10 protein-coding genes are annotated in these 14,993 nt (G+C 70.5%); 9 read left to right on the forward strand and 1 reads right to left on the reverse strand.

Annotation, left to right across the window (positions count from 1 at the left end):
* Positions 1–158: 158 nt before the first annotated feature.
* The 3 genes from ACFY1L_RS19190 to ACFY1L_RS19200 all read left to right on the forward strand — a co-directional run bounded on the left by ACFY1L_RS19190 (position 159) and on the right by ACFY1L_RS19200 (position 5,056).
* Positions 159–1,682 (forward strand): tetratricopeptide repeat protein, encoded by a 1,524-nt coding sequence (locus ACFY1L_RS19190; RefSeq protein WP_388825091.1) that lies wholly within the window; start codon positions 159–161, stop codon positions 1,680–1,682.
* Positions 1,679–3,385: a sulfite exporter TauE/SafE family protein gene (locus ACFY1L_RS19195; protein WP_388825094.1), complete on the forward strand. Its 1,707-nt coding sequence runs from the start codon at positions 1,679–1,681 to the stop codon at positions 3,383–3,385. The genes ACFY1L_RS19190 and ACFY1L_RS19195 overlap by 4 nt, the downstream gene beginning before the upstream one ends.
* A gap of 63 nt (positions 3,386–3,448) precedes the next feature.
* A complete protein-coding gene (locus tag ACFY1L_RS19200) occupies positions 3,449–5,056 on the forward strand; it encodes a serine/threonine-protein kinase (RefSeq protein ID WP_388825097.1) in 1,608 nt (535 codons plus the stop codon).
* Positions 5,057–5,069: 13 nt separating this feature from the next.
* Here ACFY1L_RS19200 and ACFY1L_RS19205 read toward each other — a convergent pair whose 3' ends face one another.
* Positions 5,070–5,876: an SGNH/GDSL hydrolase family protein gene (locus ACFY1L_RS19205; protein WP_388825100.1), complete on the reverse strand. Its 807-nt coding sequence runs from the start codon at positions 5,874–5,876 to the stop codon at positions 5,070–5,072.
* Between the two features lie 316 nt (positions 5,877–6,192).
* Between ACFY1L_RS19205 and ACFY1L_RS19210 the strand changes: the two genes are divergently transcribed.
* The 6 genes from ACFY1L_RS19210 to ACFY1L_RS19235 all read left to right on the forward strand — a co-directional run bounded on the left by ACFY1L_RS19210 (position 6,193) and on the right by ACFY1L_RS19235 (position 14,853).
* On the forward strand, positions 6,193–7,401 hold the full coding sequence (locus tag ACFY1L_RS19210; protein WP_388825103.1) for a S8 family peptidase: 1,209 nt from the start codon (positions 6,193–6,195) through the stop codon (positions 7,399–7,401).
* A 197-nt stretch (positions 7,402–7,598) separates the two neighbouring features.
* Positions 7,599–8,003: a hypothetical protein gene (locus ACFY1L_RS19215; RefSeq protein ID WP_388825107.1), complete on the forward strand. Its 405-nt coding sequence runs from the start codon at positions 7,599–7,601 to the stop codon at positions 8,001–8,003.
* A 348-nt stretch (positions 8,004–8,351) separates the two neighbouring features.
* Positions 8,352–9,173 carry a glycosyltransferase family 2 protein gene (locus tag ACFY1L_RS19220; protein ID WP_388825110.1) on the forward strand — a complete coding sequence of 274 codons (822 nt, stop codon included), beginning with the start codon at positions 8,352–8,354 and terminating at the stop codon, positions 9,171–9,173.
* Positions 9,170–10,195, forward strand: coding sequence for a glycosyltransferase family 2 protein (locus ACFY1L_RS19225; protein WP_388825113.1), 1,026 nt, complete (start codon positions 9,170–9,172; stop codon positions 10,193–10,195). The genes ACFY1L_RS19220 and ACFY1L_RS19225 overlap by 4 nt, the downstream gene beginning before the upstream one ends.
* Positions 10,188–10,988 carry a polysaccharide deacetylase family protein gene (locus ACFY1L_RS19230; RefSeq protein ID WP_388825116.1) on the forward strand — a complete coding sequence of 267 codons (801 nt, stop codon included), beginning with the start codon at positions 10,188–10,190 and terminating at the stop codon, positions 10,986–10,988. Before ACFY1L_RS19225 ends, ACFY1L_RS19230 begins: the two co-directional genes overlap by 8 nt.
* Positions 10,981–14,853: a lipopolysaccharide biosynthesis protein gene (locus tag ACFY1L_RS19235; protein WP_388825119.1), complete on the forward strand. Its 3,873-nt coding sequence runs from the start codon at positions 10,981–10,983 to the stop codon at positions 14,851–14,853. Before ACFY1L_RS19230 ends, ACFY1L_RS19235 begins: the two co-directional genes overlap by 8 nt.
* Positions 14,854–14,993: the final 140 nt, after the last annotated feature.

A 14,993-nucleotide genomic window follows, 5' to 3' on the forward strand; every position in this document is an offset into this window, starting at 1 on the left:
GGAGCGGCACCCCGCCCGGTCCGCGGGCTCAGGACCTGCCGGACAGGTCCCAGCCCATTCACCGACTGGCGCGGCCCGCTCGTACTCATCCCCCACGGCGCGGGCCGCGCCGCACACTCGACAACTTCCGTTCACTGCACGGCGATTGAGGAGAGGGCATGGCCCCGCGTACGAACGAGACCCAGCCGGAGAGGGACTCCACCCCACCGGAAACCGAGGTCGCGCCGGCCGCCGAGCAAGCCCGGGACAAGACCGAACTGCCGGTCCTTGAGCCCGAGCCCTCTGCCACGGCGGACGCGTCCGCCGACCAGCGGGTCGCCGCCGTCCGCCGGGTCGGTGAAGCCGGCCGGCGTATGCGGGCCCTCCAACTCGGCGGTACCGCCGTGCTGTTGGCCATCGCCTTCACCGCCGGATCGATCGCCTACGGAGCCATCCGGGACAACGGCGGTACGACGGTCGCCGCCGCGCCGAGTGCCATGTCGCCGGCGCTGCTGAACAGCGGCGACCTCGACGCGAGCATCGCCTCCCTGCAGGCCCATCTCCGAGCCCAGCCGAAGGACTTCGGCAGCTGGGCCACCCTCGGACTCGCCTACGTCGAGCAGGCCCGCACCAAGGGCGACCCCTCCCGCTACCCGCAGGCCGACAAGGCCCTCGCGCGCTCCCTCGACCTGAAGCCCGGCAACGAGCAGGCCGTCACCGGCCGGGCCGCCCTCGCCGCGGCCCGGCACGACTTCAAGGACGCCCTGAAGTACGCCGACCAGGTCCTCAAGGACAACCCGTACAGCCAGAACGCCCTCTCCTCGCGCATCGACGCCCTCGTCGAACTCGGCCGCTACGCCGACGCTTCGAAAGCCGCAGACACGGCCGACTCCCGGCGCCCGGGCGTCCCCGTCTTCACCCGGTACGCGTACGTCCACGAACTGCGCGGTGACGTGAAGACGGCACGGCGAGTACTGGAGCAGGCGCTCGCCACCTCCACCACCCGCGGGGACATCTCCTACGTCGCCGCCCAGCTCGGCCAACTCGCCTGGAACCAGGGCGACTACAAGAGCGCGCTCACCTACTACGCCCGCGCACTGGCCGCCGACGAGAACTACCTCCCCGCCCTCGAGGGCCGCGCCCGCGCCCAGTTCGCGAGCGGCGACCATGCCGCCGGGCTCAAGGGCATGGAGCAGGTCGTCGCTCGCTACCCGCTGCCGCAGCCGCTGGTCGAGCTCGGCGAGATGTACGAGAACCGCGGCGCCGAGGGCGACAAGGCCAAGGCCCGCGACCAGTACGCCCTCGTCGACGCCTGGATCGCGCTCGCCCGCGCCAACGGCGTCAACGCCGACCTCGACACCGCGCTCGCGGCCGCCGACCACGGCGACAAGGCCTCCGCGCTGCGCGCCGCCCGCGCCGAGTGGGCCCGCCGCCACACCGTGCACACGGCGGACGCCCTGGCCTGGGCCCTGCACGTGGGCGGCAAGGACGCCGAAGCCCTCCCGTACGCCAAGCAGGCCACGGCGACCGGTTACCGCAACGCTTCCTTCCTCTACCACCGCGGCGTGATCGAACGCGCCACCGGTCACGAGAAGGACGCCCGCGACTCCCTGAAGGCGGCCCTGAAGCTGAACCCCGGCTTCTCACCACTGGGCGCCGCCCAAGCCCGTAAGGCCCTCGAAGACCTGGAGGCGGCGAAGTGAACCCCCGTCGATTCCTCGCCTCCGGCGTGGCCGTCCTCACGGCGGCCTGCGCGCTCGCACTGGTTCCTTCCGCCAGTGCGAGCGCGCACCCCCTCGGCAACTTCACCGTCAACCGCTACGACGGCCTCGTCGCCGCCCCGGGCCTGCTTCGCGTCGACCACGTCGAGGACCTCGCCGAGATCCCGGCGACGCAGGCCAAGCCGGACATCAAGCGGCTCGGCATGAGCGAGTGGGCGCGCGAGCGGTGCGCGAAGGCGGCCGAGGGCAGCAAGGCCACCGTCGAGGGCCGGGCCGCCGCCCTGACTGTCGGCAGCAGCAAGGCGCAGGTGCGCCCCGGTCAGGCGGGCCTGAACACCCTCCGCGTGGAGTGCCGGCTGACCGCCCCGCTGCCCAAGTCCCGGACCGTCACCCTCGGCTTCCACAGCGAGGGCGCCACCTCCGGGCCCGGCTGGCGGGAGATCACCGCGCGCGGCGACCGTATGACGCTCACCGCGTCGGACGTACCGAAGAAGTCGGTCTCCCGCGAACTCACCAGCTACCCCAAGGAGTTGCTCTCCTCCCCCGCCGACACCTCGTCCGCGTCGCTGCGTGTGCGCCCCGGCGGTCCGGCCCTGGTCGAGAAGGAACAGGACGCCCCGGCCGCCTCCGTGCTGCCGCGCGGCGCCGACCGCTGGACGCAGGCCCTGAACAACCTGGTCGCCCGCCACGACCTCACCGCCGGCTTCGCCGCGCTCGCCCTGCTCATCGCGATCGTGCTCGGCGCGATGCACGCGCTGGCCCCGGGCCACGGCAAGACCCTGATGGCGGCGACGGCAGCCGCCCGCGGCGGCCGCGCCCGCCTCAAGGACGTCATGCCCCTGGCCGCCTCGGTCACGGTCACCCACACCCTGGGCGTGGTCGCCCTCGGCCTCCTCGTCACGGCCGGCTCGTCAGCGGCCCCCTCGGTGATCACCTGGCTGGGCATGGCGAGCGGCGTCATGGTGATCTGCGCGGGCGCGACCCTCGTACGCCGGGCGTGGCGCAACCGCGGCCACGGGCACGGGCACACCCATGGCCATACGCACGACCATGACCACCCGCACCCCCATCCCCACGGCCCCGGTGGACACACCCACACGCACGAGACCGACGAGCCCGAGGAACGCGCGCTGGTCCTGGTCGCCGCCCACACGGAAACGACCTCGACCACAGCCGAGACCCACACCCACACGCACTCCCCGGGCCACACGCACGATCACGACCACCACACCCACGACCACGACACCCACGACCACAGTCACGATCACGGCCACCCCCACAAGCACCCCCACACCGTCGAGCACACCCACGGCGGCTTCACCCACACCCACTCCATCGCCCCCACCGTCCGCGGCACGATCCTGCTCGGCTTCGCCGGCGGTCTCGTGCCCAGTCCCTCCGCCGTCGTCGTGCTCGTCGGCGCGATGGCGCTCGGGCAGGCCTGGTTCGGACTGCTGCTGGTCGTGGCCTACGGCGTCGGGCTCGCCCTCACGCTGACCGCGGCCGGGTTCGCCGTGGTCAAGCTGGGTAGCGGGATGAACCGGGTGCTGGACCGGCGCCCCCGCTGGACGACCCACCCGATGGCGACCCTCGTCCGCAGGACCGCTCCTCTGGGGTCGGCGTTGCTCGTCGTGGCTCTTGGGGCCGGACTGGTGCTCAAGGGGGCGGCATCCGCACTCGGCTGAGCTACGTTTGTGGAGAAATCACGCGAGGTGGAGAAAACACGCGGATGCGAATGGGGGACGCCCGTGTCCGAAGAACCGGGCAGTGAACGTCTGATCGCGGGCCGCTACCGTCTCCTGTCCCCCCTCGGCGAGGGCGGCATGGGAACCGTGTGGCGGGCCCGGGACGAGGTGCTGCACCGCGAGGTCGCCGTCAAGGAGGTGCGCGCGCCCGCCGGGCTGCCGGCCGTGGACGTCGAGCGGATGTACGCCCGCCTGGAGCGGGAGGCGTGGGCGGCCGCGCGGGTCGCCAACCGCAACGTTGTCACGGTGTACGACGTGGCCACGCAGGACGGCCGGCCCTGGATCGTGATGGAACTGGTCCGCGGTATCTCGCTGGCCGAACTCCTCGACGCCGAGGGCCCGTTGGAACCTCAGCGGGCCGGGCACATCGGTGCCGAGGTGCTGGCCGCGCTGCGGGCGGCGCACGAGGCCGGGGTGCTGCACCGGGACGTGAAACCGGCCAACGTGCTGCTGTCGAACGACGGCCGGGTGGTGCTCACCGACTTCGGCATCGCACAGGTGGAGGGCAGCTCGGCGCTGACCATGACCGGCGAGGTCATCGGCTCGCCCGAGTTCCTCGCGCCGGAGCGGGCGCTGGGCCGCACGCCGGGCCCGGAGTCCGACCTGTGGTCGCTCGGCGTGCTGCTGTACGCGGCGGTGGAGGGCAACTCCCCGTTCCGCCAGGCCACTCCGCTCAGCACGCTGCGGGCGATCGTCGACGAGGAGCTGCCGCCGCCGCACCGGGCCGGTCCGCTCGCCCCGGTCATCGAGGGGCTGCTGCGCAAGGATCCCGCCGAGCGCCTGTCGCCCGACCGGGCCGAGCACGATCTGCGGATCATCGGGGCGGGCGGTACGCCCCGCGCGGACGACGTGCCCACGTCGCCGTACACACCGACGATCGCGGCCTTTCCGGAGCCGCCGTCGCCGACCTCGCCGACGCCGTACCCGACCGCCCGGACCCAGCCCGTGCCGGGCCCGGCGACGACCGCCACGGCCGCGCCGCCGCAGGAGCGCAACCGCCGGGCCGGTGTGGTGCTGCTCGTCGGCGTGGTCGTCCTCGCCCTGGCCATCGCGGGGATGACGTACGCGCTCCTGAACCGCGGCAACGGCGGCGGAGGAGACAACAACGCCGACAACACCCGTTCGGACACCGGGGCTTCGTCGACGGCCACGCGGAGCAACCCGGGCGGAGGCGCGAGCCCGACGCCGACTCCGAGCAGCAGCGCCTCCAAGGCGGCCCCGCAGTCCGTGAGCGTCACGCTGTCCGGCTCCAACACCGACTACTCCGGCGCCTGTCCGCCCGCCCAGAGCGACGCGCCCGGGTTCACGGCGAGCTTCACCGTGGGGCGGCTGCCGGCCGAGGTCAGCTACCGGTGGGTGTCGAAGGACGGGCAGGTGATGGATCCGGGCTGGAAGACCATGTCCTTCCCGGAGGGCGGCGGGAAGACCAAGCAGGACAAGGCGTTCGTGACGACGTACAACAGCACCGGGACCTTCCGGAACTCGATCAGTGTCGAGGTGCGCTCGCCGAAGCAGACGACGTCCAACTCGGTGCCGTTCTCGGTGACGTGCGTGGCGGAGACCCCGACGGGCGGGGCCTCCCCCAGTACTTCGCCGTCAGCCACTGAGTGATCAGGCCGTGTGATCAGGCCGCGCTGGTCAGGACCGGAAGATAGCCGCCGGACTGGCCGGCCGCGGTCGGGTGGTACGACTCGCCGATGTTCAGCCAGTTGAGACTGTGCAGCCAGGCACTGCCGGAGCAGAGCTCGTGGCCGGTGAAGGTGGCGCGGACGTCGGCGAAGGCGAAGCCGTGGTTCGCCGCGACCTTGTTCGTGGCGGTGTCCAGGTAGTCGGCCGCGTCGTTGATCGCCTTCCGCTTGGTCTCGGAGAGGCCGAGGCAGGTGGTGCCGAGCTTGTAGAAGCGGGGGTAGCCGAGGACGACGACGCGGGCGTTCGGGGCCTTGCTGCTGATCGCCGAGTAGACGTTGTCCAGCTGGCCGGGAAGCGTCGAGTCGACGTACGCCTTCGCGGTGTTGATGCGGGAGAGGCAGGCGCTGTCGGACTGCAGCACACAGGTCGTCATGACGTCGGAGAAGCCGGCGTCATTGCCTCCGATGCTGATGGAGACCAGGCCCGTGGTGGCGTTGAGCGGGCCGAGCTGATTCGCCAGAACATCACCCGTTCGGGCGCCAGAGCAGGCCGTGAAGTCGAACGTCGAGGGTGAGTGGGCGGCCGCCCAGAGGTAGGGGTACGCCTTCGTGCTGCGCTTGCAGTCGCCGCTGGAGCTGATGTAGCTGCCCGCTCCGACTCCGGAGGAGTAGGAGTCACCGAGGGCCACATAGCCGGTCGCCGCGGCCTGTTGGGACGCCTGCGCCGCCGTGGCCCCGGTGAGGGCCATTCCGGCGGCGAGGAGGATCGAGCTGACGAAAGCGACAATTCGGGAACGTCTCATGGAACCTCCCTTTAGCACGATCTCTGCCACAACCGTCGTAGCAACTACGCGTGTTGACAGGAAGTGTCCATGCCAAGAGATTTTCGGCCTTTTCGGTACCTTTCCGAGGTCTTCACGGCGACTTCAATTACGCGTCCATGACAAACGTGTGACAGGGCGTCAACTCCCTTGAGCTACGCCCGTAGACCACTGATTCTTTACTCAGTCATGGGGTGGAACGCGACGCTCCTTGACCATGCGCGCGACGGCGTGCGCATCCCCCACAGACGCGCGCCCGACCCAGGCGCGCGCCGCCTATGAGGAGGACTCCCTCGTAATGGCACAACTGCGTAGCAACAAACTCCGGTTCGCGGCCGTGACCGGCCTCGCCACCGCCGCCCTCGTCGGCGGGCTCACCACCCTCCCCGCCCAGGCCGCCCCGGCCGAGGGCAAGGTCCTGGCCGCCGGATCCCCCACCGCGATCAAGGACAGCTACATCGTCACGCTCAAGAAGACCGCCGGCCTCAAGGCGGCCTCGAGCGCGGGCAAGGGCCTGATCAAGGAGTACGGCGGCACGGTCGGGAAGACCTTCGACACCGTGCTCAACGGCTACACGGCCACGCTCTCGGCGACCGAGGCCAGGAGACTCGCGGCCGACCCGTCGGTGGCCTCCGTCGAGCAGAACCAGACGGTCCACCTGACCGACACCACGCAGTCGAGCGCCCCTTGGGGCCTGGACCGCATCGACCAGGCCGCGCTGCCGCTGTCCGGCACGTACACCTACCCGGACACCGCGGGCAGCGGCGTGACGGCGTACGTCATCGACACCGGCGTCCGCATCACCCACAGCCAGATCAGCGGCCGTGCCTCCTACGGCTACGACGCGGTCGACGGCGACACCACCGCCTCCGACGGCAACGGCCACGGCACCCATGTGGCCACGACGATCGCGGGCTCGACCTACGGCGTCGCCAAGAAGGCGAACATCGTGGCGGTCCGGGTGCTCGACAACAGCGGCTCCGGCACCACCGCGGGCGTCATCGACGGCATCGAGTGGGTCACCGAGAACCACACCACCCCGGCCGTCGCCAACATGTCGCTGGGCGGCTCCGCCTCCTCCTCGCTGGACACGGCGGTCGCCAACTCCATAGCCAGCGGGGTCACTTACGCGGTGGCGGCGGGCAACAGCTCCGCCAACGCCTCCTCGTACTCTCCGGCCCGTGTCTCCACCGCGATCACGGTCGGCGCCACCACCAGCTCGGACGCCAGGGCCAGCTACTCCAACTACGGCTCCGTCCTGGACATCTTCGCCCCCGGCTCCTCGATCACGGCGGGCTGGAACACCAGCGACACCGCGACCAACACCATCTCCGGTACGTCGATGGCGACCCCGCACGTCGCGGGCGCCGCGGCGGTCTACCTCGCGGGCCACACCTCGGCCACCCCGGCCACGGTCGCCTCGGCGCTGGTGGGCGGCGCCACCTCCGGCGTGCTGACCAGCGTGGGCACCGGCTCGCCGAACAAGCTCCTGAAGATCGTCCCGTGACAGCCGCCCGCTGAGACACCGCTCGATCCGAACGACCGTTCCCCGGAGGCAGCCGACGCCTCCGGGGAACGCTTGTTCCCGCATGTTTCAAGAGTGCACAAGAACAGGTTTGGGGCCGCTTGGGCATCTTGACGCCCCCTCTTGCACTGCGCGACATTGAAGTCAGGCATCCGGCGCGCTGGGGGGCAAAGTCGCCAATGCAGACCATCCGTATCAAGAGAGCTTCAACAGACGGCGCAGAGCAGGCGCGGCCAGGTCCGGGGAGGGACCTGTCGCCGCTGCTCGCGGGCGCCGCCACGGCCGTGGGGGGATTCGGCGCGCTTCTGGCGCTCGTCGACTCGGACTCGCCCCTGCGCGGGCCGCTCACCCTGTTCTTCCTCCTCGCGGCACCCGCGACGGCCATCGGCCTCGCGCTGCGCGGGCTGGAACCATTCGGTCGCGTCCTCGCCGCAGTCGCGGGCGCGGTCGTCCTCAACATGCTGGTCGCACAAGGCATGTTGGCCGTCCATCGCTGGTCCGTTCGCGGCGGGATCATCGCCGTGACCGTGATCAGTTTTCTCCTTCTCCTAAGTTGTGTAACGGTCAAACCAACAAAAACGTGAGGCCTCGTTCCAGGTCTTGCCATACGGGCTCAATCATCAATACCGTCGTATATCTCACCCGCATCGGACCATCACCAAGCGGCTCTAGGGGAGGGCTCAAGGACCGCGATGGGTTCCGGGGCGGGGCGCGGTAGGGGGGTGCCGTGCTCGGTGACCGCACTTGTGACCGAGTCGTGCCGCGCGACCGGCTGCTGCTCTGTGGCAGACGGCCAGCTTTGCCAGCTCGCTTCGGCGTGCACGGAGATCCATTTCGTCATGCCACAGGCGTGAATACCCCCCTTTCGAACCGGACACGAAGCCGGGCCGCCCAGGGGCGGGCGGTCCACCGGACGAGAGGGAACCAGACTCATGAGTTCTGTTCTGCGGCCGACGATCACGGGCCAAGATCCGTCAATTGCCAGCAAATACCGGCCGATCTCTTCTCACCTGGCCATTGCGCCACCGGTGAGTGTGGTGATCCCCGCCATGAACGAGGCGGAGAATCTTCCCTACGTCTTCAAGACACTTCCGGACTGGATACACGAAGTGGTTCTTGTGGACGGCAATTCCACTGACGACACCGTCGAAGTGGCCCGCGATCTGTGGCCGGAGGTCAAGGTCGTCGAACAGCGGGGCAAGGGCAAGGGGGATGCCCTGATCACGGGGTTCGAGGCGTGCACCGGCGACATCATCGTGATGGTCGACGCGGACGGATCGGCCGACGGCAACGAGATCGTCTCCTATGTCTCCGCCCTGGTCTCGGGCGCGGACTTCGCCAAGGGGTCGCGCTTCGCCAACGGCGGCGGCACGGACGACATGACGTTCATCCGCAAGCTCGGCAACTGGGCGCTGTGCACCATCGTCAACCGCAAGTTCGGCGCCCGCTACACCGATCTCTGCTACGGATACAACGCGTTCTGGCGGCACTGCCTGGACAAGATCAGCCTGGACTGCACCGGGTTCGAGATCGAGACCCTGATCAACATCAGGGTGGTCAAGGCCGGGCTCAAGGTGCAGGAGATCCCCAGCTACGAGTACCTGCGCATCCACGGCACGAGCAATCTGCGGGCCGTGCGGGACGGGATCAGGGTGCTCAAGGTGATCCTGAAGGAGCGCTCCAACCGGCGGGAGCTGCGCCGCCAGGAACACCACTCGCCGATGCTCGAATCGGTGCAGGGAGAGGTGTCTTGAGCGATCTCGACTTCTCCGTCGTGATCTGCGTCTACACCGAGGACCGCTGGGAGGACATCCTCGCGGCGGTCGCGTCGGTGCGGGCGCAGTCGTACCCCGCCCTGGAGACTTTGCTGGTCGTCGACCACAACCCGGCTCTGCTGGATCGGCTGACCAAGGAATACAAGGAAGTCGACGATGTGAGGGTGCTCGCCAACGCGGGCCCCCGCGGCCTGTCCGCAGGGCGCAACACGGGGATATCGGTCTCCCGCGGCGAGTTGATCGCCTTTCTCGACGACGACGCCGTGGCCGAGCGGGAGTGGCTGCGGCGCTTCGCCGAGGGGTACGCCGACCCGCGGGTGATGGCCGTCGGCGGCCGTACGATGCCGATCTGGGCGTCGGGCCGCCGACCGGCCTGGTTCCCGGAGGAGTTCGACTGGGTGGTGGGCTGCACGTACAAGGGGCTGCCGCAGGGTCGGGTCCGGGTGCGCAACGTCCTGGGCGGCAACGCCTCGTTCCGCCGTACGGCGTTCGACGCTGCGGGCGGCTTCGCCACCGGTATCGGGCGGGACGGCGACAAGCGGCCGCTGGGCTGTGAGGAGACGGAGCTGTGCATCCGTCTCACCCGCGCCAGACCCGACGCGGTCCTGCTGATCGACGACCGTGCGGTGATCCACCACAGGGTGCCCGAGGCGCGCGAGCACTTCGGGTACTTTCGCACGCGTGCCTACGCCGAGGGCTTGTCCAAGGCGCTGGTGGCGCGAAGTGTGGGTGCGGACAAGGGACTTGAGTCCGAGCGCCGGTACACGACACGTGTCCTGCCGGCCGGGGTGGCGCGCGGTCTGCGCGACGCGGTGCTGGCCCGGCCGGGCGGCGCGGGCCGGGCGGGCGCGATCGTCGCCGGGGTGCTCACGGCTGCGGGCGGGTACGTGGTGGGGAGCGTACGGGCCCGCAAGGGCGGCGCCACGTTCTCCGTGGTGGAGATCAGCGGTGGGGATCAAGGGGGAGACCAGGGTGGAGATCGGGGGGGATCTCATGGCTGAAGCACCCGTGCCGGTTCTCATGTACCACTCGGTCGCGACCGCGCCGAACGACGCCACACGCGCACTGTCGGTCGCGCCGGAGGCGTTCGCCGAGCAGATGGCGATCGTCGGCGACCTGGGGCTCACCCCGGTCAACACGGCCGATCTGGGCGCGAGTTGGCGCTCGGGCCGCTCGCTGCCGCCGCGCCCGGTCCTGATCACCTTCGACGACGGCTACGAGGGCGTGCACCGGCACGCCCTGCCCGTGCTCGCCAAGCACGGCTTCGCGGCCACGCTGTTCGTCTCCACGGGCTGGATCAAGGGCGCGTACGACACCGGGGGCGGCCTGGACACCATGCTCGACTGGGACCAGGTGCGCGAACTGGCCGCCACGGACGTCGAGATCGGCGGGCACAGCCACACCCACCCGCAGCTCGACCAGCTCGACGACGACACCCTGCGGCACGAGCTGATCCACTGCAAGGAGATCGTCACCGACGAACTCGGCACCGTCCCGGCCTCCTTCGCCTACCCCTACGGCTACTCCAGCCGCCGGGTGCGCGAGGCCGTGCGGGAGACGGGGTACGCCCAGGCCCTCGCCGTCGGCAACGGCCTCGCGCGCCGCCGGCAGGGGCCGTACGCCCTGCAGCGCGTCACCGTGCGCCGCAGCACGGGCATCGAGGAGTTCGGGCGGCTGGTCGAGGGCCGCGCGATCGCCCTCAACTTCGCCAGGGACCGTGCCCTCACCAAGGGGTACGCCATGGTCCGCAGAGCACGACAGATCCGCCGGAAGGCAACCCGTTCCCGTGTCTGACACGACGACCACGACCGAGGCAGCGTCGTCCCCGACCGAGGCGCCCGAGCAGCCGGGGCGCCGTCTTCGCCTGCCCGGCATGGGCCGGAACAAAGGCGGCAGCCCGCTGTTCCGCAACGCCTACGCCCTGATGCTGAACACCGGTATCTCCGCGGTGCTCGGCCTCGGCTTCTGGCTGGCCGCGGCCCGCTACTACTCCGAGTCCGCGGTCGGCCAGGGCTCGGCCGCGATCGCCGCGATGAAGTTCCTCGCCGGGCTGACCGCGGTGACCCTGACCGGTGCCCTGGCCCGCTTCATCCCGGTCGCCGGACGGGCCACCGCCCGGCTGATCTTCCGTACGTACGCGGGCAGTTCGCTGGTCGTGGCGGTCGCGGCGGGGATCTTCCTGCTGACGCTGAACGTGTGGGGGCCGTCGTACCGCTTCCTGCACGGGCCGCTCAACGGCCTCGGGTTCATCGCGGCGGTCGTCGCCTGGAACGTGCTCACGCTCCAGGACGGGGTGCTGACCGGGCTCAGAAGCGCGCCCTGGGTGCCGGTGGGCAACACCGTGTTCTCGGCGGTGAAGCTGGCGCTGCTGGTCGCGTTCGCGGTGGCGATCCCGACGACCGGTGTCTTCGTCTCCTGGGTCGCCGCGATCGCGACGTCCGTGATCCCGCTGGGCTGGCTGGTGTTCCGGCGCCTGGCGCCCAAGCACGTCAAGGCGACCGAGGACCGCGCGCATCCGCCGACGCTGAAGGAGATCGGCCGGTTCCTCGCGGGCGACTACACCGGGTCGCTCTTCTCGCTCGCCGTGGTCTACCTGATCCCGGTGATCATCGCTTCGCAGGTCAGCTCCGAGGACAACGCGTACTTCTACATCACCACCACCATCGGCGGCACGGTCAACCTGCTCGCCATCAACATGGGCGCCTCGCTGACCGTCGAGGGCTCACACGACCCGGGCCGGCTCTCCGCCAACACCCGGGCGGCGCTCAAGCGCATGGCGCGGATCATGCTGCCGATCTGCGGGCTGCTGTTCATCGGGGCGCCGTGGATCCTGGGCGTCTTCGGCGCGGGCTACGCGGACGCGGCGACCCCGTTGCTGCGCTGGTTCGCGGTCGGCGCGCTCCTGCGGGTCGTCATGGAGACGTACTTCGCGGTGCTGCGCGCGCAGAGCCGCACGGCCGGACTCGCCTGGCTGCAGGGCCTGTTGTGCGTCCTGGTGCTCGGCCTGACACTGCTGCTGCTCCCCCGCATGGGGCTCACGGGCGCCGGCGTCGCCGAGATCTCCTCGCTCGCCGTGATCGTCCTGATCGCCGCGCCCAAGCTGTACCGGACCGTGAAGGCCGCCCCGACACCCGCCGTCCCCGAGTCGGCGGCACCGGACGGGGACCTCGCCGACCTGGGGGCGCGCGAGGTCCCGGCCACCGAGAAACCGCGCAGGCACCCGGCCTGGGCGCTGGACACCGACACCCTCGCGCTCGGTATCCACGTCGACTTCGACCACCTGGAGCGACGCCCGGACGTCCGCCCGGGCCCGGGAACTCCGCCCACCGGCACGCCTGTCGTACGTCACGACCACCGGCCGACCTGGGCGAAGAACCCGGAGGTCGGGCTGCCCGTGGAGGAGCGGGAGCCGGGCTCGGACGCCTCGCTGGGTCCGGCCGAGCGGGAGGTGGACGCGCCCTTCGACGCCGAGTTCGAGACCGACTTCGCCTCGAGCCCACTGAGCGCCTCGAACGCCTCCAGCGCGTCGAGCGCCTCAAGTGCTTCGAGCGAGGAGGCCGTACAAGAGGCGGAGGAGTCGCTCGTACGCGAAGAGGCGCCCGTAGGAGTGCCCGAAGCGCCGCCTCCGTCCTGGCGGGAGTGGTTGCAGCCCACGCGGCTGGGACTGATCCTCGGCTGTCTGCTGGTCGCCGCGCTGCTGCTGTACTGGGTGCCCGCGCTGCGGCTCGGCGAGACCGACCTTGACCAGATGGGCGGGCTCGGGCTCATCTCGATCCTGCCGCTGCCGACGCTGATCGGGGCCGCGCTGCTGGTCGCGGTGTTCGCCTCGCTGCTGTGGCTGGGCCGTGAGCACAAGGCACTGCTGCTGATCACGCTGCTCGCGACCGTGGTCTCGCTGCACGCGCTGCCCGCGGTGATCGAGACCGAGCCGCGGTTCCCGACGGCCTACCAGCACCTCGGCTTCCTCGACTACATCGACCGCACCGGGTCCGCCGTACCGGACCTGGACGCGCGCTGGAGCTGGCCGGGCTTCTTCGCGGTGGCCGCGTTCGTCACCAAGGCCTGCGGGGTCACGGACCTCACCGAGGTCATCCGCTGGTGGCCGCTGACCATCCAACTCCTCTACCTGGCCCCGATGTTCCTCCTCGTGCGCTCCATGCGCGCGAGCTGGCGGGCCAAGTGGACCGGCATCTGGATCTTCGTGCTCAGCAGCTGGGTGGGCCAGGACTACTTCTCCCCGCAGGGCTTCACATATCTCCTCTACCTGGCGTTCGTCGCGATCCTGCTGGTCTGGTTCCGGGCGCCGCGCGTGATCTGGACGAAGAAGCGGCCGGGCGAGGCGGAGGTCGAGCCGACCAACCGCCGCCAGAAGGCCGTCCTGCTCGGCGTGTTGATCGGTCTGTTCGCGGCGAGCGTCCCGGCCCACCAGCTCACCCCGTTCGTGATGCTGGGCGTGCTCGCGGTGCTCGTCCTGATCGGCAGGTCCGAGCTGCGCGGCCTGCCCATCCTGTTCGGCGTGCTGGTCGCGGTCTGGCTGGGCTTCATGGCCGAGCCGTACTGGTCCGGGCACTTCCAGGACCTGTTCGGCGGGGTCGGCGGCGTCGGCAGCAATGTGTCCACGTCCGTCTCCGGCCGTATCCAGGGCGGCAGTTCGACCCACAAGCTGGTCCTGTACACGCGCGTGCTGCTGGCCGGCGGTGTGATGGCGTTCGCCTGCTGGGGCTGGTGGCGCAGGCGCGACCACAAGTACCGCGAGCGTTCGCTGCTGGTGCTCACCTTCGTCCCGTTCCTGGGCTTCGGCATGCAGTCGTACGGCGGCGAGATGGCCCTGCGCGTCTTCATGTTCGCCGTGCCGGGCGCGGCCCTGCTGGCCGGCCTCGCCCTGTTCCCGCGCACCGGCGTCACCGCCGAGGAACGCGACAAGGACCGCGTCAGCCTCGCCCCGCTGGCCGCGCTGATGGCGGGCCTGGTCCTCATGGGCGGCTTCCTGGTGGCCCGTTGGGGCAATGAGCCGTTCGAGCGGGTCCGGCCCGGTGAGGTCGCGGCCATGGACTACGTGTACGCCCACGACAAGCCGACCGTACGGCTGCTGTGGCTGAGCAACGACACCGTCAACGACGTGACGCCGGCGTTGCCGTGGGGCACGAAGGACATGGAGAAGGTCAACTACGTGCCCACGCTGGCGCCGGCCGACCCGGTTCTGGTGTCCGGGCTGGTCAAGGCGCTGAAGGACGCGGGCCCGAACTCGTACCTGATGATCAACGAGAGTCAGGTCACCTATCTCCAGATGGACGTCGGCTACTCGGAGACCTGGGAGCCGCGGCTCATCCAGAACCTGGACCAGCGGACCGAGCTGAAGAAGGTCTTCGTCAACGACGACGCGGTCGTCTACTCCCTCAAGAAGCAGCCCGAGGGCAAGGTGCCGAAGCCGGACCCGGGTCCGATCGGGCCGCAGATCACCTGGACGCCCTGGTCGGTCGTCGGCGGCCTGGCCGCCCTCGCACTGATCGTGATGCTGACGGCGCGCGAGGTCGTACGGGTCGCGATGCGGCCCAGCGTGCGGCAACTGCGCCTGCTGCAGAGCAGTTTCTGGTTCTCGCTGCCACTGCTGGCGGTGCTGCTGGCCTCGCTGGTGCAGCGGTTCCTGACGATGGCGTGAGGTTCGGGTGCCGTGAAGTGGGGGGGGGCGGGGGGGCCCCCCCCCCCCCCCCCCCGCCGGCCGCCGCCCCCGCCCCCGAGGCCGCGGGGGTAGCCGGCGGTGGGCCGGGGCGGGGTGTTTGCCCCACCGCCCGCCGCTGT

Origin of the sequence: Streptomyces sp. NPDC001663, from assembly GCF_042893105.1 — a bacterium.
GTDB lineage: Bacteria > Actinomycetota > Actinomycetes > Streptomycetales > Streptomycetaceae > Streptomyces.

Excerpts from the sequence above, each read along its gene's own strand:
- ACFY1L_RS19190 (WP_388825091.1), top strand. The coding sequence starts at position 159 with ATGGCCCCGCGTACGAACGAGACCCAGCCGGAGAGGGACTCCACCCCA.
- ACFY1L_RS19205 (WP_388825100.1), bottom strand. The coding sequence starts at position 5,876 with ATGAGACGTTCCCGAATTGTCGCTTTCGTCAGCTCGATCCTCCTCGCC.
- ACFY1L_RS19210 (WP_388825103.1), top strand. The coding sequence starts at position 6,193 with ATGGCACAACTGCGTAGCAACAAACTCCGGTTCGCGGCCGTGACCGGC.
- ACFY1L_RS19215 (WP_388825107.1), top strand. The coding sequence starts at position 7,599 with ATGCAGACCATCCGTATCAAGAGAGCTTCAACAGACGGCGCAGAGCAG.
- ACFY1L_RS19220 (WP_388825110.1), top strand. The coding sequence starts at position 8,352 with ATGAGTTCTGTTCTGCGGCCGACGATCACGGGCCAAGATCCGTCAATT.
- ACFY1L_RS19230 (WP_388825116.1), top strand. The coding sequence starts at position 10,188 with ATGGCTGAAGCACCCGTGCCGGTTCTCATGTACCACTCGGTCGCGACC.